The sequence below is a fragment of the Streptomyces sp. NPDC050759 genome (genome assembly GCF_044456945.1).
Classification (GTDB): domain Bacteria; phylum Actinomycetota; class Actinomycetes; order Streptomycetales; family Streptomycetaceae; genus Streptomyces.
In genome coordinates this window covers 244738-263285 of sequence record NZ_JBITGI010000014.1, presented here as the reverse complement: position 1 = coordinate 263285, position 18548 = coordinate 244738, and the positions used below count along the sequence as shown (strand labels likewise).

At 69.4% G+C, this 18548-nt stretch carries 15 protein-coding genes; 5 read left to right on the top strand and 10 right to left on the bottom strand.

Annotated elements, in window-relative coordinates:
- The first annotated feature begins 51 nt into the window (after positions 1 to 51).
- Positions 52 to 1005, top strand: coding sequence for a hypothetical protein (locus ACIBJB_RS34840; protein ID WP_398936627.1), 954 nt, complete (start codon positions 52 to 54; stop codon positions 1003 to 1005).
- 14 nt (positions 1006 to 1019) lie between these two features.
- Positions 1020 to 2816, top strand: coding sequence for a M16 family metallopeptidase (locus tag ACIBJB_RS34835; RefSeq protein ID WP_398936625.1), 1797 nt, complete (start codon positions 1020 to 1022; stop codon positions 2814 to 2816).
- On the opposite strand, the gene glmS is transcribed toward ACIBJB_RS34835, so the two are convergent.
- Positions 2817 to 4664: a glutamine--fructose-6-phosphate transaminase (isomerizing) gene (glmS, locus tag ACIBJB_RS34830; RefSeq protein WP_398936622.1), complete on the bottom strand. Its 1848-nt coding sequence runs from the start codon at positions 4662 to 4664 to the stop codon at positions 2817 to 2819. It lies immediately after the preceding gene.
- Positions 4665 to 4832: 168 nt separating this feature from the next.
- Here glmS and coaA point away from each other — a divergent pair, with 168 nt between their 5' ends.
- Both coaA and ACIBJB_RS34820 read left to right on the top strand, forming a co-directional pair.
- Positions 4833 to 5801: a type I pantothenate kinase gene (gene coaA, locus ACIBJB_RS34825; protein ID WP_398936619.1), complete on the top strand. Its 969-nt coding sequence runs from the start codon at positions 4833 to 4835 to the stop codon at positions 5799 to 5801.
- Positions 5802 to 5832: 31 nt separating this feature from the next.
- Entirely contained in the window at positions 5833 to 6753 is a 921-nt protein-coding gene (locus ACIBJB_RS34820) for a DUF389 domain-containing protein (protein ID WP_398936617.1), read from the top strand.
- Between the two features lie 107 nt (positions 6754 to 6860).
- On the opposite strand, the gene glmM is transcribed toward ACIBJB_RS34820, so the two are convergent.
- The 3 genes from glmM to rplM form a co-directional block, all read right to left on the bottom strand.
- On the bottom strand, positions 6861 to 8219 hold the full coding sequence (gene glmM / locus ACIBJB_RS34815) for a phosphoglucosamine mutase (RefSeq protein ID WP_398936615.1): 1359 nt from the start codon (positions 8217 to 8219) through the stop codon (positions 6861 to 6863).
- 192 nt (positions 8220 to 8411) lie between these two features.
- Positions 8412 to 8939 (bottom strand): 30S ribosomal protein S9, encoded by a 528-nt coding sequence (rpsI, locus tag ACIBJB_RS34810; RefSeq protein ID WP_398936613.1) that lies wholly within the window; start codon positions 8937 to 8939, stop codon positions 8412 to 8414.
- 42 nt (positions 8940 to 8981) lie between these two features.
- Complete coding sequence (rplM, locus tag ACIBJB_RS34805) at positions 8982 to 9425, bottom strand: 50S ribosomal protein L13 (RefSeq protein WP_045559465.1); 444 nt, start codon at positions 9423 to 9425, stop codon at positions 8982 to 8984.
- A 352-nt stretch (positions 9426 to 9777) separates the two neighbouring features.
- Between rplM and ACIBJB_RS34800 the strand changes: the two genes are divergently transcribed.
- A complete protein-coding gene (locus ACIBJB_RS34800; RefSeq protein WP_398936611.1) occupies positions 9778 to 10668 on the top strand; it encodes a hypothetical protein in 891 nt (296 codons plus the stop codon).
- Positions 10669 to 10702: 34 nt separating this feature from the next.
- Here ACIBJB_RS34800 and ACIBJB_RS34795 read toward each other — a convergent pair whose 3' ends face one another.
- From ACIBJB_RS34795 to ACIBJB_RS34770, 6 genes are all read right to left on the bottom strand, one after another.
- Positions 10703 to 11230, bottom strand: coding sequence for a GtrA family protein (locus ACIBJB_RS34795; protein WP_398936609.1), 528 nt, complete (start codon positions 11228 to 11230; stop codon positions 10703 to 10705).
- A gap of 8 nt (positions 11231 to 11238) precedes the next feature.
- Entirely contained in the window at positions 11239 to 11994 is a 756-nt protein-coding gene (locus ACIBJB_RS34790) for a polyprenol monophosphomannose synthase (RefSeq protein ID WP_398936607.1), read from the bottom strand.
- A gap of 67 nt (positions 11995 to 12061) precedes the next feature.
- Complete coding sequence (locus ACIBJB_RS34785) at positions 12062 to 13894, bottom strand: glycosyltransferase family 39 protein (RefSeq protein ID WP_398936605.1); 1833 nt, start codon at positions 13892 to 13894, stop codon at positions 12062 to 12064.
- Positions 13891 to 15837, bottom strand: coding sequence for an ArnT family glycosyltransferase (locus ACIBJB_RS34780; RefSeq protein WP_398936604.1), 1947 nt, complete (start codon positions 15835 to 15837; stop codon positions 13891 to 13893). Before ACIBJB_RS34780 ends, ACIBJB_RS34785 begins: the two co-directional genes overlap by 4 nt.
- Entirely contained in the window at positions 15834 to 16883 is a 1050-nt protein-coding gene (locus ACIBJB_RS34775) for a glycoside hydrolase family 26 protein (RefSeq protein WP_398936602.1), read from the bottom strand. Before ACIBJB_RS34775 ends, ACIBJB_RS34780 begins: the two co-directional genes overlap by 4 nt.
- On the bottom strand, positions 16880 to 18472 hold the full coding sequence (locus ACIBJB_RS34770) for a glycosyltransferase family 2 protein (RefSeq protein WP_398936600.1): 1593 nt from the start codon (positions 18470 to 18472) through the stop codon (positions 16880 to 16882). Before ACIBJB_RS34770 ends, ACIBJB_RS34775 begins: the two co-directional genes overlap by 4 nt.
- Between the last annotated feature and the right edge of the window lie 76 nt (positions 18473 to 18548).

The window sequence follows — 18548 nt, the reverse complement described above, 5'->3', positions numbered from 1 at the left end:
CCTGCTAGCCTGCGCAGCACCGCGTATCGACCAGGCCAGGGGGACCGTCGTATGGGCGAAAGTACTGTCGGCGGGGCCAGACCACCGGTGACCGACCCGTTCGACGCCGTGCCCGAACTCGCCCCGCTGCGCACCGCCGCCTGGGACGGCGACTGGGAAGCCACGCAGGCCTTCTTCCAGAAGATCCCCTCCGCCGACGACGTCTCCTTCGCGGCAGCGCTCCTCGCCGGTGTCGAGCGGACCGAGTGGTTCCTGGAGAAGGCCGCGAAGGCTCAGCCCACCGACCCGCTCCCCCGCACCCTCCTCGCCGAGCGGTACATCCACCTCGGCTGGCGCGCCCGCGGTCACGCCTCCGGCGACGACGTCCCGTGGGACCGGGCCGAGCAGTTCCACGACTGGCTGCGCAAGGCGGAACTGCTGCTGATCGAGGTGTGTGCGGAGCATCCGGCGTACGTCCCGGCGTGGACGGCCCGGCTGCCGACCGCCCGCGGGCTGGTGCTCGGGCAGTCCGAGGCCCGGCGGCGCTACGACCGGCTCGCGGAGCACCACCCGCACCACTTCCGCGCGCAGTCGCAGTTGCTGCAGCAGCTGTGCCCCAAGTGGGGCGGTTCGTGGGAGGCCGCGCACGGCTTCGCCCAGGAGTGCACGAACGCCGCACCGGACGGCTCGCTCGCCGGAGTCCTGGTCGCCCAGGCCCACATCGAGCACTGCGTGGATCTCACCGGCGCCAAGGTGACGGAGTACCTCCGGGACGTGGCCGTCCGCAACGACCTGCGCCACGCCGCCCAGCGCTCCGTACTGCACCCCCACCACCGCCCCGGCTGGCACCGGATCGAAGGCCACAGCACCTTCGCCCTGGCCTTCTCCCTCGGCGGCCATCTCGAGGACGCCGCCCGGCACTTCACCGCCTTGGGCGACACCGCCTCCGAGTCCTTCTGGCGGTACCTGCCCGACTGGAAGACCCGGTTCACGGAGTACCGCACCGCCGCGCCGGCGACGCTCTGAGGGAGGAGACGCCCATGACCACACACGACGACACGTCCACGTACGCCCCGACCGCGACCGCCCTCGACGCACTCGGCGCCCTCGACGGCACCGTCCGCCACACCACCGTCCACGGCATCCCCACCCTCTTCGCCCCGCGCCCCGGCGAGATCACCGCCGGTCTCGTCTTCCGGGTGGGCCACGCCGACGAGACCCTGCCGACCTCCGGCATCACGCATCTCGTGGAGCATCTCGCCCTGTACCGCCTGGGCCTGTCCGACCTGCACTACAACGGCGCGACGGCGAGCACGTACACCCTCTTCCACGTCACCGGCGACGAGGCCGAGGTCGTCACGTACCTCAACAGCGTCTGCGCGGCGCTGCGCGACCTGCCGATGGACCGTCTGGAGACGGAGAAGGAGATCCTGCGCACGGAGGCGGGCAGCCGCGGGAAGGGCGCTCTGTCCCAGATGCCGCTGTGGCGGTACGGCGCCCAGGGCTACGGCCTGTCCAGTTACGACGAGCTCGGCACCCGGACCCTGACGGCCGACCAGGTGCGGCACTGGGCCGAGACCCGCTTCACCCGGGACAACGCCGTGCTGTTCCTCACCGCGGACCGCGTACCCGACGGCCTGGACCTCACCCTGCCCGCCGGCGGCCGTTTCCCCACCCCGGCCCCGTCCAGCGCGCTCCCCGTCACGCCCGCCTACCTCCGCGGCGAGGACGGCCACCTCGTCTTCACCTCCGTGCTGCGCCGCTCCACCGCGGCCGCCGTGTTCGCCGAGGTGCTGGGCCGCGCCCTCTTCCAGGACCTGCGCCAGAAGGGCGGCTACTCGTACTCGGCGGAGGCCGACTACTCCCCGCGCGACACCGACTTCGCCACCCTGACCGCGTACGCCGACGCGCTGCCGCAGAAGCAGGACGCCGCGGTCGGCGGCTTCGTCGACGTCTTCGCCCGACTGCGCGCGGGCCGCATCGATCAGGCCGAACTGGACTCCGCGCGCGGGAAGTTGCTCAAGCGCTACGACGCCCCCGACCTCGGCGCGGCCCTGCTGCCGTCGTACGCGCTCAGCCTGCTGATCGGCCACCCGATCCTGACCCCTGAGCAGCACAGGGCCGAACTCCAGGCAGTCGGCGTCGCCGACCTTCGCGAGGTCGCCCATGAGGCGTGGGACGGCGGGCTGCTCCAGGTGCCGGCCCGGGGCGCCGACTGGGCGGGCCTCACCCCGGCCCCCCGATTCTCGCCGTCCGGGGTCTCCGGCACCCTGCACCCGTCCCTGGAGGACGACGACGTCACGCTGATCATCGGGGAGGCGGGCGTGACGCTGTCGACGCCGGGCGGACTGGTCACCGTGCGGTACGACGGCTGTGCCGCGATGACCACCCGCCCCGACGGGGCCCGGTGCCTGACCGGCCTCGACGGCTTCGGCGTGGACGTGGAGCCGACCCTGTACGGGGATGTCACGGCCGAGCGGATCGCCGTACTGGACAAGGCGGTTCCCGCCGCCGCGGTCGTACCCCTTCCGGCCCGCCCGGCCGAGGAGATCCCGCAGCCGCGCGAACGGACGGCCCCCGCCGCGCCGACCCCGGCGGACGAGTCCCAGCGGACCGAAGGCCAAAGGGCGAGGGCGGCCGGACGGGTGTCGGGCCACTTCGTGTTCGTGACCGCGCTGGCCACACTGTGGCCCGTGCTCCTCGTCACCCTCGTCGTCAACGGAATCGATGAACCCGGGATCGGATTCGCCGCGCTCCCCGGATGCGCGCTGGAGTTCTGGCTGCTCCGCGCCGCCCGCAGCCTGTACCGGACCGGGCAGCCGGCCACTCCGCAGTGACTACTCCACAGTGACCGACTTCGCCAGGTTCCTCGGCTGGTCCACCTCGTTGCCCCGGGCGGTGGCCAGCTCGCACGCGAACACCTGCAGTGGCACGGTCGCCACCAGCGGCTGCAGCAGGGTCGGCGTGGCCGGAATGCGGATCAGGTGATCGGCGTACGGCACCACCGCCTCGTCCCCCTCCTCCGCGATCACGATCGTCCGCGCACCCCGGGCCCGGATCTCCTGGATGTTGGACACGATCTTGTCGTGGATCACCGACCGCCCCCGGGGCGAGGGCACGACCACCACGACCGGCAGGTCCTCCTCGATCAGCGCGATCGGCCCGTGCTTCAACTCCCCCGCCGCGAAGCCCTCGGCGTGCATATAGGCGAGTTCCTTGAGCTTCAGCGCGCCCTCCAGCGCCACCGGATACCCGACGTGCCGCCCGAGGAACAGCACGGTGTCCTTGTCGGCCAGTGACCGCGCCAGCGCGCGCACCGGTTCCATCGTCTCCAGCACGCGCTCGACCTCACCGGAGATGTGCGACAGGTCCCGGACGACGGCGGAGATCTCGTCGCCCCACTTGGTCCCCCGCACCTGCCCCAGGTACAGCGCCACCAGGTAACACGCCACGAGCTGCGTCAGGAAGGCCTTCGTCGACGCCACGGCGACCTCGGGCCCCGCGTGCGTGTACAGCACCGCGTCCGACTCCCGGGGGATCGTCGACCCGTTGGTGTTGCAGATCGCCAGGACCCTGGAACCCTGCTCGCGGGCGTGCCGTAGCGCCATGAGGGTGTCCATGGTCTCCCCGGACTGGGAGATCGCGATCACGAGGGACCGCGGGCCGAGGATCGGGTCCCGGTAGCGGAACTCGCTCGCCAGCTCCACCTCGCAGGGGATACGGGTCCAGTGCTCGATGGCGTACTTGGCGATCATCCCCGCGTGGAAGGCCGTACCGCAGGCGACGATGACGACCTTGTCCACCTCCCGCAGCTCGGCGGCGGAGATCCGGACCTCGTCCAGCGTCAGGGACCCGGCCGCGTCGATACGGCCGAGCAGCGTGTCGGCGACCGCCTTCGGCTGCTCGGCGATCTCCTTGAGCATGAAGTAGTCGTAGCCGCCCTTCTCCGCGGCGGAGGCGTCCCAGTCGACGTGGTACGGCTGGACGTCGGCGGGGCGGCCGTCGAAGCCCGTCACCGTCACGCCGTCGCGCCGCAGTTCGACGACCTGGTCCTGGCCGAGCTCGATCGCGGAGCGGGTGTGGGCGATGAAGGCCGCCACATCCGACGCCAGAAACGCCTCGCCCTCACCGACGCCGACCACCAGCGGCGAGTTCCGCCGGGCGCCCACGACGACGTCCGGTTCATCGGCGTGTACGGCCACCAGCGTGAAGGCCCCCTCCAGCCGCCGGCACACCAGCCGCATCGCCTCCGCGAGGTCGGCCGTCACCGAGAACTCCTCGGCGAGCAGGTGCGCGACCACCTCCGTGTCCGTCTCGGAGGCCAGCTCGTGTCCCCGGTCCTCCAGCTCGGCCCGCAGCACCGCGAAGTTCTCGATGATGCCGTTGTGGACGACGGAGACCCGGCCCGCGTTGTCCAGATGAGGATGCGCGTTGGCATCCGTCGGCCCGCCGTGCGTGGCCCACCGGGTGTGCCCGATACCGGTGAGACCCGTCGGCAACGGCCGGTCCACCAGCTCCTTCTCCAGATTGACCAGCTTCCCGGCCTTCTTCGCCGCCGCCAACCCGCCGTCCGCCAGCACGGCGACACCTGCCGAGTCGTACCCCCGGTACTCCAGCCGCTTCAGTCCGGCCATCACGACATCGAGCGCCGACTGCGACCCCACGTATCCCACGATTCCGCACATGCGCGGCAGCCTAGGCGCCGGGAGCCGTCGAAACACGGCACTTCGTGCCCGATTCCGGATATTGGGGCGGGGGCAGCAGCACATGACCGGGGCCCGACGTGACCCACCCCACCCCCCACCCCGTTCAAACTCCGTTAACAATGGACTGTGATCTCTCCGGTCTCCCCGATGCCCCGGAGCGCCCACCGGCACAAGCCGGAGGCGACTCCCTACGTCGACCTCACCCGCGCGGAGTGGAGCGCGCTGCGCGAGAAAACGCCACTCCCGCTGAACGCCGAAGAGGTCGAGAAGCTGCGCGGCCTCGGTGACGTCATCGACCTCGACGAGGTGCGGGACATCTACCTCCCGCTGTCCCGGCTCCTCAACCTCTACGTCGGCGCCACGGACGGCCTCCGAGGCGCCCTGAACACCTTCCTGGGTGAGCAGGGCTCCCAGTCGGGCACCCCGTTCGTCATAGGCGTCGCGGGATCGGTCGCCGTCGGGAAGTCGACCGTCGCCCGCCTCCTCCAGGCCCTGCTCTCCCGCTGGCCCGAGCACCCGCGTGTGGAGCTGGTCACGACCGACGGTTTCCTGCTGCCGACCAAGGAGCTGGAGGCCCGCGGGCTCATGTCGCGCAAGGGTTTCCCGGAGTCGTACGACCGCCGCGCGCTGACCCGTTTCGTCGCCGACATCAAGGCGGGCAAGGACGAGGTCACCGCCCCCGTCTACTCCCACCTGATCTACGACATCGTCCCGGACCAGCGGCTCACCGTGCGCCGCCCCGACATCCTGATCGTCGAGGGCCTCAACGTCCTGCAGCCCGCCCTCCCCGGCACGGACGGCCGCACCCGCGTCGGTCTCGCCGACTACTTCGACTTCAGCGTGTACGTCGACGCGAGCGCCGAGGACATCGAGCGCTGGTATCTCAGCCGGTTCAGGAAGCTCCGCCGGACCGCCTTCCAGAACCCCGACTCGTACTTCAGGAAGTACACCCAGGTCTCGGAGGAGGAGGCGGTCGACTACGCCCGCACCCTCTGGCGCACCATCAACAAGCCCAACCTGGTGGAGAACATCGCCCCCACCCGCGGCCGCGCCACCCTCGTCATCCGCAAGGGCCAGGACCACAAGGTGCGCAAGCTCAGCCTCCGCAAGCTGTGACCCCGTGGCGAAGGCCTGTTAGATAGGCGCCATGCTGCACCTGCGCCTGATCACCCCGGCCGAGAAGACCGACGACGTGGTCCGCCTGATCGAGAAGACGGTCGGTGCCACGCACGTCGTCGTGATGCCGGGCACCGCCCGCAACCCCGTCGGCGACGTCGTGATGTGCGACGTGGCCCGCGAGGCGGGCGACGAACTCATCGGCGAGTTGCGGAAGTTGGACCTCGACACGACCGGCTCCATCGCCGTCGAGAACATCGACCTGTCGCTCTCCAAGCGCGCGGACAAGGCGGAGGCGGAGGCACCCGGCGAGGGCGCGGACGCGGTCCTGTGGGAGCAACTGACGGACGCGACGCACGAGGAGTCGACCCTCTCCATCACCTATCTCGCGTTCATCACCCTGGCCACGATGATCGCGGCCTGCGGTGTGGTGCTGGACAACGCGATCCTGATCGTGGGCGCGATGGCGGTGGGCCCGGAGTTCGGCCCCCTGGCGGCCTTCAGCACGGCGATCGTCCAGCGCCATCCCCGCCTGGCACTGCGCTCGCTGAACGCCCTCCTCATGGGCTTCGCGGTGGCGATGCTCGTCACGGTGGGCTTCAGCTACTTCATGGACTCCGTGAGCCTGTTCAGCGCCGAGCAGTTGGACGCCCTGCGCCCCAACACGAACTTCATCTACCGGCCCGACTGGTTCTCCTTCGTCGTGGCCGTCCTCGCCGGCTGCGCGGGCACCTTGTCCCTGACCTCGGCCAAGTCGGGCGCCCTGGTGGGCGTGGCCATCTCGGTGACGACGGTCCCGGCAGCCGCCAACGCCGCGGTCGCCTTCAGCTACAACGAGTACAAGCAGGCCTGGGGTTCAACAGAACAGCTCCTGCTGAACCTCCTGGGCATCGTCCTGGCGGGCACCCTCACCCTGCTCTCCCAGAAATGGCTCTGGCGAAAGCGCCCCTGAAGGGGCGCGGGGCTCTGTCCGATATGCGGCTCCGCCGCGTGGGCGCGACAAGCCACGACGGACCCGCGGCCCGCAAAGCACAGAACTCCCTGCCCCTACCCGGCAGTTCAGCCGAGCGCCGACTTCACCGCATCGGCAAGCCGCCCGGCAACAGATCTCGCCTGATCGATGTCCGCCGCCTCGACCATCACCCGAACCAGCGGCTCGGTCCCCGACGGCCGCAACAACACCCGCCCGGTGGCACCCAGTTCACGCTCGGCCTCGGTCACGGCCGCCGCCAGCTCCCCGGACGTCGAAACCTTCGACCGGTCCACATCGGGCACATTGATCAGCACCTGCGGCAGCCGCTCCATCACGGAAGCCAGCTCCTTCAGCGACCGCCCGCTCTCGGCGACGCGAGCCGCCAGCATCAGCCCGGTCAGCGTCCCGTCCCCGGTCGTGGCGTGATCGAGAATGATGACGTGCCCGGACTGCTCGCCCCCGAGGGCGTATCCGTGCTCCTTCATCTCCTCGAGCACATACCGGTCCCCGACGGCGGTCTGGACGAGCCGGAGCCCCTCCCGCTCCAGCGCCAGTTTGAACCCCAGGTTCGACATGACCGTCGCCACGACGGTGTCGGACCGCAGCGCCGACCGGTCCCTCATCGCGAGCGCGAGCACGGCCATGATCTGGTCGCCGTCCACCTCCTCACCGGTGTGGTCGACGGCGAGGCACCGGTCCGCGTCCCCGTCGTGCGCGATGCCGAAGTTCGCCCCGTGCTCGACGACGGCGGCCTTCAGCAGTCCGAGATGCGTGGAGCCGCACCCGTCGTTGATGTTGAGCCCGTCCGGCTGGGCACCGATGGTGATCACCTCGGCGCCGGCCCGCGAGAACGCCTCCGGCGACACCCAGGAGGCAGCGCCGTGCGCCTCGTCGAGGACGATCTTCAGCCCGTCGAGCCGGTTCGGCAGTACGGCGATCAGATGCGCCACGTACTTGTCGAAGCCCTCGGTGTACTCGCGGACCCGGCCGACGCCGCCGCCGGTCGGCCGCTCCCACGGCTCACCGTGCCGGTGCGCGTCGTAGATCGCCTCGATGCGCTCCTCCAGCTCGTCGTCGAGCTTGTGCCCGCCGCGGGCGAGGAACTTGACGCCGTTGTCCGGCATGGCGTTGTGGCTGGCGGAGAGCATGACGCCGAGGTCGGCGCCGAGCACACCCGTGAGATACGCCACCGCGGGCGTCGGCAGCACACCGACCTTCAGCACGTCCACGCCGGCGCTCGCGAGGCCCGCGACCACGGCGGCCTCCAGGAACTCCCCGGACGCGCGCGGATCCCGTCCGACCACCGCCGTCGGCCGGTGGCCCTGGAACGTACCCGCCTCGGCCAGCACGTGCGCCGCCGCGACCGACAGACCGAGCGCCATCTCGGCCGTCAGATCCGCGTTGGCGACACCGCGCACGCCGTCCGTGCCGAAGAGTCGTCCCACTTGTCCTCCTGAGGAAGCGTCAGTTACGGAGATCATCCGATCACATGAGCCTTTGAGCGCCTTGTGCCGTTATACGCCTGAGGCTGTGATAAAACGAACGCCCCGGCGGCACTGTGGCGTGCCGCCGGGGCGAACGGACGTACTGCTGACTCGCAGGTACGAGCAGGTACGAAGCAGAACAGGCAGCGAAGATTAACGCTTGCTGTACTGCGGGGCCTTGCGGGCCTTCTTGAGACCGGCCTTCTTGCGCTCGACCGCACGGTCGTCGCGGCGGAGGAAGCCGGCCTTCTTGAGGGCGCCGCGGTTGTTGTCCACGTCGGCCTCGTTCAGCGCGCGGGCGACACCGAGACGGAGCGCACCGGCCTGACCGGAGACGCCGCCACCCGAGATGCGGGCGATGATGTCGTAGCGGCCCTCGAGCTCGAGCACCTTGAAGGGCTCGTTGACTTCCTGCTGGTGCACCTTGTTGGGGAAGTAGTCCTCAAGGGTGCGACCGTTGATCTTCCACTTGCCGGTGCCCGGGACGATCCGGACGCGGGCGATGGCGTTCTTGCGACGGCCCAGGCCGGCGGCCGGCTGGGGGTCGCCGAAGCGGCCGGCGAGCGACTCCGAGGTGTACTCCCCCTCGACGGGGACCTCGGACTCGGTGGTGTAGCTGTCGATGTCGACGAGCTCGGTCTCGGTCTCTTCGACCGGCTGCTCAACAGTGGTCTCGGCCACGATGCTCCTCAGATTCTTTTCTGTCTTAGGGGGTGGCCGGAACTACTGCGCGACCTGGGTGATCTCGAACGGCACCGGCTGCTGGGCAGCGTGCGGGTGCTGGTCGCCCGAGTAGACCTTCAGCTTGGAGAGCATCTGACGGCCCAGGGTGTTCTTGGGGATCATGCCCTTGATGGCCTTCTCGACGGCCTTCTCGGGGTTCTTCGCCAGCAGCTCGTCGTAGCGGACGGAGCGCAGACCACCCGGGTAGCCGGAGTGGCGGTACGCCAGCTTCTGGGTCTTCTTGTTGCCGGACAGGTGAACCTTGTCGGCGTTGATGATGATGACGAAGTCGCCCATGTCCATGTGCGGGGCATAGGTCGGCTTGTGCTTGCCACGGAGGAGGTTCGCAGCGGTGGTGGCCAGACGGCCCAGGACGATGTCCTGAGCGTCAATGACGTGCCACTGGCGAGTCACATCGCCGGGCTTGGGGCTGTACGTACGCACTTCGCAGCCTTCTTCTTCAGTGGATGGGTGCTGACACATGGCATCACTGAAGCGATCGTGCAGCTGGGGACGACAATGGCCGGGGACGCTGCCCGTATGCCGCCCACTGGTAACTGCTCCAGGGAACCTACGTAAGGGCCTCTCGCGTGAGAACGACCAAGCCGATACGCATAACAAACCGCAAGGTTACCCGCGCTGCCCCGGACGGGTCAAAACGAGTCCGCCGCGGCAGGCGCCACAGCACCTCGGGGAGCACCTCGGGGACCGAGATGTGCACCCCTGCCGGAAAGGTCCCCGGGAGCCGCGCGAGAGGCACACCGGCACCTCCCGTCCCCCGTCTAAGATGCGCCCCATGAGCTTTGGGCAGCAGGGGGGACCCCCGTCCCAGTGGGATCCCTGGAAACCGCAGTCGCAGCAGCCGTGGGGCAGCGACGGGGGCGAGCAGACTCCGGACTGGGCCGCGCTCGCCGAGGCGTCCGAGATCCGCAACAGGCGCCGTCGGCTGTTCCTCATCGTCGGCGGCGCGGTCGCCACGGTCGCGATAGGCACCGCCGTGGCGATGGCCGTCGTGTCGGCGAACGGCGACGACGAGGCGAACAGCCCGACCTCGTCGCTGCCGGCGACCGCCGACATCCCGAGTGCGACCGGGAGCACGCCGTCGTTCGCGCCGACCAGCGCCCCGCCGCCGCTGGACCCGAGGGACTTCATCGCCAGCAAGGCCAAGGACACGGCTCCGCTCGGCGCGCAGATCCTCTTCCCGGGCACCCAGCTGACTATGGGTTCGACCGTGTACAAGAAGGGGACGACGGCCGACACGAAGAACTGCGCCGCCGGCGACACGGTCCAGCCCAGCCTCGGAAAGATCCTGAAGGCCAACAGCTGCACCCAGTTCATGCGGGTCAGCTACACCAAGGACGGCGTCTCGGTGACGGTCGGCGTGGCCGTCTTCGACACCGAGGCCCAGGCGGCGAAGGCGAAGAGCCAGGTCAACACCAAGAAGGACATCGTCAAGTCGCTGTCCGGCGGCGCGGTCAAGGCCTTCTGCAACTCCGCGATCTGCCGTACGACCTCGAACTCCTACGGCCGCTACGCCTACTTCACCATCGCCGGCTTCGCCAGCGGCAAGAACGTCACGGAGAAGGACACCGCGGTCTTCGGCATCGGCGACAACCTGGCCGAGTTCACCTTCCGCCAGATCCACCGGCGCGGCGAGGCACAGGCTTCCGCGGCCGCGAACGAGTGACCCGGCGCGCCGAGGCGCGCCGGGTCCGGTTCGTTCAGGTCCGCTCCCAGGAGCCGCTCAGGGCGGGCTCGGGATACGGCATGACGGGTTCCGGCAGGCTGTCGGCCGTCTCCCGGCTCCCGGTCGCCCTGAAGACCCAGGTGCGGTAGGACCAGAAGCGGAAGAGAGTCGCCACACCGATGCCGAGGAACTTGCTGACGTTGGTGGCGAGCGTGCCGTCCCAGCCGAACCCGTAGGTCGTGGCATAGAGGACCGAGTTCTCGATGACCAGTCCGATCGCGCTGAAGAGCAGGAAGAGGGTGAGCTCCTTCCTGCGGCTGTTGCGGTCCTCCTGGGCCCGTTTGCGGTACGCGAAGTACCGCAGCCCGAGGTAGTTGCTCAGGATCGCGACGACCGTGGCCAGGACGCTCGCCCGGACGGTCTGCCAGTCCGTACCGGTCCTGATGAGGTTGAAGACCGCGAGATTGACCACGAAGCCCGACGCACCCACCATGCCGAACTTCGCGATCTCGCGGTACAGCTTCCCCCACCGGGAGGGAAGCGCGTGACGTCCGCTGCTCACCGCTGCGCTCAGCCCCGTCGGTTGCGCATCCGCAGGCGCAGCGGCACCAGCGCCGACTCGACCTGCGTCCCGAGGCTCATCTTGGAGACGCCCTCGGTGCGCTCCTCGAAGCGGATCGGGATCTCGACGGCGCTGTGCCCGGCCCGGACGGCCTTGAACTTCAGCTCGACCTGGAAGCTGTAGCCGGCGCTGTCCAGGGTCGCGAGGTCCACGTCACGAAGCGTGGCGGCCGACCACAGATTGAAGCCGGCCGTGATGTCCCGGATCTTCGTGCCCAGCACGGTCCGGGCGTAGCGGTTGGCGAAGCGGGACAGCAGGACGCGGTGCTTGCCCCACTCCTCGTCCAGCGAGCCGCCCTCCACGTAGCGGCTGCCGACGACCAGGCCGACTCCCGTGGCCACGGCCGTGCCGAGCATGCGTGGGACCGCTTCCACCGGGTGGCTGCCGTCGGCGTCCATCTGGACGACGTAGTCGGCGCCCTCGGCGAGCGCGGCACTCATACCGGCGACGTACGCGCGCCCCAGGCCGTCCTTCTCGGTGCGGTGCAGCACGCTCATCCGGCGCCGCCCGTCCCAGTTGTACTTCTCGGCGAGCTCCTCGGCGATCCGCCCGGTACCGTCCGGGCTCGAGTCGTCGACGATCTTGAGATGCAGCCCGTCGATCGGCAGGCCTAGGACCAGCTCCGCCATGCGGGGCAGGTTCGCCGCCTCGTTGTAGGTGGGCATCACCACGGTGACGCGGTCACCCCCCAGGTCATACGTCATTTCGTTCCCTCCCCTAATCAGTTGCCCCCCACCGGACGCGGTCCTTCCGCTGTTCCGGCGAACCAGCTCAGATGTGCACCTTGCGCTTCGCCGCGTCGTCGTCCTTGGACGAATCGTCCGTGGCTGCACGTGTCCTTTCGAGGAGCACCAGCTGGAGGTTGTCGAGCTTCCGGGTCCTCACGACGCGGAACTCTTTCTGGATCGTGGTCGCGGTGGTCTTCGGCATCCCGCTGAACGGCTGCCCGTCGAGCGTCGTCGACACGAGCCACAGTCGGTCGGCCTTGACCAGGCACTTCGCGGCATCCGGGCATTCGAGCGCGCCGAACGACCCCAGTTCCTGCGGAGTGCGGTACATCAGCGAGTCACGCGGGCGGCCCGCGTCGTCCCGCAGTTCGTAGTCCATGGCCCGGCGCTCGGACATCACACCGCTGAAGACGATGCCGTCGCCCTTCTTCTGCCCGGCCTCGATGAGCTGGGCGGCGCCGCGGAAGTCGGGCTCGCCCAGTGCGTTCTGCCGGGTCTCACGGATGCCGGGCAGCGACTGGAAGGCGATCCCGGCGACCGCTGCCGCCACGAGCACCCAGCCGAGGCCTCGCCGCGCCGCCGCTCCCGTACCGGCCTTGGCCCCGGCCACCGGCCCGGCGATGCGGACCACGGCGACGGCCGCGAGCAGCACCCAGGCGGGCGCGGTGAAGAGCAGGTAGCGCGGCAGGAAGAGGTGCAGCTGCGCGGCGGTGACGTAGGTCGCCACGGGCGGCAGCACGACCCAGACGGCCAGCGGAAGGGCACGCCGTCCCGCGAAGAACAACCCGAGCACGCCGAGCGCCATGATCGGTACGGCCACCGCCCAGGACCCGAAGAGGTTCTTGGGGAAGTCGATCAGGTCCTTCAGCACCGGATTGTTCCAGGCGATCTGTCCGCTCTGCCCCGAGCCGGAGACGGCCATGGGAATGACGAAGCACAGGCCCAGCGTGCAGGCCGCGGCATAGGCCCAGCCCACGATCCTGTCGCCGGCCCGCCGAGCGATGAGGATCATCACCAGATGCGCGCCGAGGACGGCCATCGAGGCCAGGTGGCTCCAGCCGATCAGCGGCACCGACAGCGTGTAGGCGACCCACACCTTGAACGACGGCTTGTCCAGCGCCCTGGCGAGCAGCAGTGTCGACAGCAGCACCGCGGCCACCGCGAAGGCGTACGGCCGGATCTCCTGCCCGAATCGCGTGGTGGCCGGTACGACGGCGAAGGCAAGCCCCGCGAGCAGTCCCGCCTGGGTGGTGAACAGCCGCCGCCCGAGCAGGGCGAGCAGGCCCGCCGAGGCCGCCATGGCCAGCGCACCGGGGATGCGCATCGCGGTCGGGGAGTCCCCGGCGACGGCGATCCAGAGGTGCATGAGCACGTAGTACGGCGTGAACACGACGTCGATGGAGCGGATCAGCAGGCTCAGGTCGTGGAAGGACAGCGTCGCCGCCCACCAGGTGGCGTGCTCGTCGCGCCACAGCTGGCGGTCGCCGATCCCGCGCAGGATCAGGGCCATGGCGAGCGCCGTGGGCACCAGGAAGACCGCCGCGGTGGCGAGCCGTCCGCCCTTCGGGCCCTCGGGCTCCTCGCCGGCCGGCTCGTCCGCGGGTGCCTGCGGGTCGACCGGTTCCGCGGCGGCGGGCTCGGGCTCGGGGGCGTACGAGTCCTGCCGGCCCGGATACCTGCCCGGATCGGCGTACTGACCGGGAGCGCCGTACGCGCCCGGGTCGGCGTAGGTGCCCTGCCCCGGGTCGGCATAGCCGCCCTGGCCGCCGGCGTACGTGCCCTGCCCGGCGTAGGCGCCCTGTTCCGCGTAGGGATCGTGGCCGCCCGAGGCGTCGGGGTACCCGCCACCGTACGGAGCGGGGGCATGGGGACTCATCGCTTCACCCAAATCCGGTAGGCGTGCTCTCCGCTGCTCGTGGTGTACGGGAACACGGCCGCCAGCCGGTAGTGGGAGTTGTTCTTCAACCCCTCCTTCACCGCTTCGTACGTCACCGGGCTGACGTCGCCGTGCATCACGATCGCGTCGAACTTTCCGTCACGGACGGCCTGCCGAAACGCGTCGGGGCCGGTGTACTGCTTGCCGTTCTTGCCGCGGTAGTCCATGAAGTAGGAGTTCTGCCACTGCGTCCAGTTGGTCTTGTCCCGCAGGTAGTAGGCGGGGACCTCCTGCTCCTCGGCGAGGTAGGTGCCCTTCTTGTCGACGACCGTGCGCAGGTACGAGGTCATCTGCGTGGAGTCCGGGAAGCTGTACGCCCGTTGGGCCTGCACCATGCCGAACACCAGTGTCACCACGTACAGCATGATCCCGAGCTGCGGATGCCGGAAGTGCGGACCGACCAGGCGGGCCATGCCGAGGCCGGCCAGCGGCGCGGCGAAGAACAGTCCGAAGCCGACGTGCTTGTAGAGCGAGATCTCGGTGTGGAGGTGGATCTGGTAGGCGGGAGCGAGCAGCGCGGTACCCGTCAGGACCAGGCCGAGCGCGGCGCGCCGCAAGCGCCCCGAGGTCTCGCCGCCGATCCACGGCATCTCGCCCATCCGCGCGCGCAGCACGTAGGCGATCGTGCCGCCGAGCGCGGCCAGGAAGACCAGTCCGCCCCACTCCGCGCTGTGCTGGAGCATCGTCGCCGCCGCGTCCGTGCCCTTGGCACGGTCGGTGGTGGTGGAACTGATGCCGCCCAGCGGACCGGAGAAGTAGTAGCCGATCCCGAGCAGGACCGCGATGCCCGTGCCCAGCACCAGACCACGGCCCAGTGCGCGAATGCCGCGGTGCCGGTGCGCGGTGATCACCGCGAGAATCACCAGGGTCGGGATGTACAGACCGGAGGCGTACTTCACGCCGAACGCCAGTGCGGCCGGCGGTGCCGCGAGCAGCACGGCCATGGCCTTCATCCGGTCGGTGCGCACCACCGCCCAGGCGGACAGTCCGAGCAGGAAGATGGCGGCGGCGTCGTAGGTGGCGAAGTTGCCGAGCACCATCGTCGACTGCAGCACCGAGAAGAGCGCGGCCGCGCCGAGCGCGGCGCGCAGGTTGAACATCCGCCGGGTCAGCGAATACAGCAGCGTGGTGGCACCCAGCATGAACAGCAGGCTGACCACGCGTACACCGGCGAGGCCGAACTGGCTGTCCACGGCGCCGGCGAGCACCGGATACAGCTTGGGGTGCCCGGAGAAGTAGGCCGCGAAGTCCACCGGCAGCTTGGTGCCGTGCAGCAGGTTGGCCAGCTCGTAGTGGCCCGACGCGATGTAGAGCGCCTCGTCCTGGAAGGCCGTCCCGGTCAGCCGCAGGGAGAGCCCCGCCTGCACGAGCAGGATGCACAGCAGCACCCCGCGCCCGAGCAACTTGCTTCGCCGCGTGTCCACCGCCCACGACGACTCCAGGACGGGCGGCAGCGTGTAGCCGGCCTTCCGCGGCTCGGGCTCGGCGGCCGTGGGGGCCGGTTCCGGCTCGACGGCGGTGTAGGAGGCGTACGGGTCGAAGGGCGAGAAGGTGTCGTACGCCTGCTGGTCGGTGTACGAGGACGTCCGGCCGTGGACGTCGAAGCGCCAGCTGCCGGTCTCGGTGAAATAGCCGGGCTGGTAGCCGCCGGCCTGTTCCTGGTCCGGGGCCGGCCGCGCCTGGGGGCGGGTCTGGGCCTGCTGCGCGTACTGCCGCAGGCTCTCCCGCTGCGCGTACCGCCGCCCGCTGTCGTCGGTGTGACCGTACTGCTGCTGGTCCTGCCGCGCGGATCCGTGGCCGCCGTCGCCGTACTGCTGCCCGTACGCGTATTCGTCATGCAACTCGGAGTCGTCCGCCCACGTGGGCGTGGTTCGATCGCTCATGGCTTCGTCACATCGAAACCGAAGTCCGGGTTCGCGGCCTGCTCCTTGAAGGTCTTCTCGGACAGCGGACCGCTGTTGATGCGCCAGTCCGTCTCCTTGTCGAAGTTGAACCAGACGAACCCGATGACGTCGTCGCGCTCGGCGGTCCCCTGGAAGAGGGACTTGATGTCGGCGGGCTTGCGCTCACCGGCCTGCGCGGCGGTCTCCGCGATGATGAACGGTTTCTTCGTGAAGGTACGGATCTGGGTCATCGTCGGCCCGTACAGCGTCTGGTACGTGTTCGGTCCGGTGGCCCCGTAGTAGCCGATGACACCGACCCAGTCGACGTAGTCGTCGCCCGGCCAGTACGGCTTGAGCTTCACGTTCGGCATCGGGTGGGTGACGTTCGGGCTCCACACCCAGATGACCTGGGTGGCGCCCTCGTCGTCGAAGATGTCGTGGATGTGCTTGTACGCGGCGGTGAGCTCGGCCGGGGTGGTCTTCTTGGTGCCCCACGGGTACCAGAAGCCGTTCATCTCGTGCGCGAAGCTGATCGCCACGGGCAGGTTCAGTTCCTTGACGGACTGCGCGTACTCGTGGATGTACGCGTCCTCCTTGCCCGCGGCGATGTCCTTCATGCTCGTCTTGAACGGCTCCCAGGCGATGAACGCCACCGCGCCGTAGTCCCAGGCGTTCTGCACGAACCGCTGCTCGTACTGGTCGCCCCAGGCCGAGTAGAACTCCAGCAGGTTGGGCTTCTTGCCGGCCCGCCTGGCGAAGTCCTCGACGGCTGTCATCTTGGCGGGGGCACCGTCGGCGGCCAGACCCAGGTACTTCTTCTTGGGTTCCAGCAGCGGCCGCACGTCGTACGGCGGCTCGGGCTTCGCCGACTCGGTGGCCTCGGCCGTGCCGGTGGCGGCCGGTTGCTCGCCCTGGCCGCGCTCGTACTGGGCGCGGCCCTCGTCGGAGAACGTGCTGCATCCGGCCGACAGCGCGCCGACGAGCAGGACGGCGGCCAGCGCCCGCACGGGACGCAGGGCTCGTACGTGGCGTACGGAGAAACTCATGCGGTCGCTTCCTGCACTTCCTGGGCATGCGGCTGGACGAGAACACGGCCGACGACCATGGCGTAGAAGAGGCCGGCGGACAGCATCAGCGCGAAGTCCGGCGGATAGAGGGTGAGCATGCGCCAGGCCGCGACGAGGATCCAGGCCACGGCGGTGCCGCCGGTCCAGAAGATCATGCAGTTCCAGTAGCGGCGCATGCCGTTCTTCTTGGCGCCCGCCGAACCGGTGGGCTTCCAGCCCATCGGGCGGCCCCGCATCACGTCCCAGACGGCGAAGACGTGCGACCACCCGTACATGACGCGGACGGCCCAGGCTTCGAGCCGGTACGGCGCCCGGTGCCAGAGCGGCAGCACCAGCGTGACGTACGCGACGCTCGGCAGCACCCAGAGGGTGGCCTCGGCCCGCATCAGGTCCGGGCGAAGGATCATCAGGCCGAGCGGGATGATCGGCGCGATGAACGTGGCGAGCGCGGTCTGGAGGTAGTAGAGGAAGCCCGAGACGTAGCAGAGCCGCGTCTTGAACTTCAGGTCCATCTCCCAGAACCGCTTGCTGGTGAGCAGCTCCAGCGAGCCCATGCACCAGCGGTACTGCTGGTTGTGGAACGCACCGGCCGTGTCCGGGCACACGCCGGCGGACAGCGCGACGGGCACGTAGCGCAGCTTCCAGCCGAGGGCCCGCAGATCGAAGCCGGTGTACATGTCCTCGGAGTGCTCGATCAGCGTGATGCCGCCGGTCTGCTCCAGGGCCGCGCGCCGGTAGATGGCGCACGAGCCGACGCAGATGGACCCGTCATGGTCCTCACGGGAGGTCTGGACGGAGCGGTAGAACTGCTCCTGCACGGCGCCCGCGCCTCGCTCGATCCAGTTCTGCGCGTCGACGATGCGGAAGAACTGCGGCGACTGCACGATGGCGACCTTCTCGTCGTCGTCCATGTGCGGCAGCAGCTCGTCGAGCAGGTCGGCGCGCGGCGCGAAGTCGGCGTCCAGGATGAGGATGTGGTCGCCGTCGGTCTTCTCGAAGGCGTGGTTGAGGTTGCCGGCCTTCTTGAACCAGCCGCGGTTGGGCCGCACCACGTAGTGGAACCCGAAGTCGGCGGCCATGGCCCCGACCTCGTCCTCGGCGGCGTCGTCGAGGACGTACGTCTTCACGACGCCCTGATAGCTGCCGGCCAGCCGGTTCACATGGACCCAGGTGTTGTGGAGCACCTCCAGGGGCTCACCGCACACCGGCAGGAAGATGTCCACGCTCGGATACCGGGCGGGCCGCCACGCGCGGACGAGGCGCTTGTGCCCCTTGATGTCGAAGTCCTTGCTGAGCCCGTCGAGGTACAGCGAGATCAGGTAGTCCGCGATGATGAACGCCAGCAGCGGCAGTGTCAGCCAGAACCACGGACTCGACGCCGTGAACAGGAACTGGCTCACCGCCAGGCACGCGAAACTGATCAGTGAGCCCGCCGTCAGAACCCACAGGTGACGGCGTGTGTACGAGTACTTCTCGGCGTCGTCCGGCGGCTGCGGCAAAAGCCCGTGGTTCTCCACGACCCGCCTGCGCCGACGAGGGCGCGCGGCAGTACCAACTGCACTAGTCATCAAACCCCCCAGGACCGCACCGGCCCTGCCTACCCCATCTGAATGTTCGGCCATCCCCATAAATCGAACTCTCGAC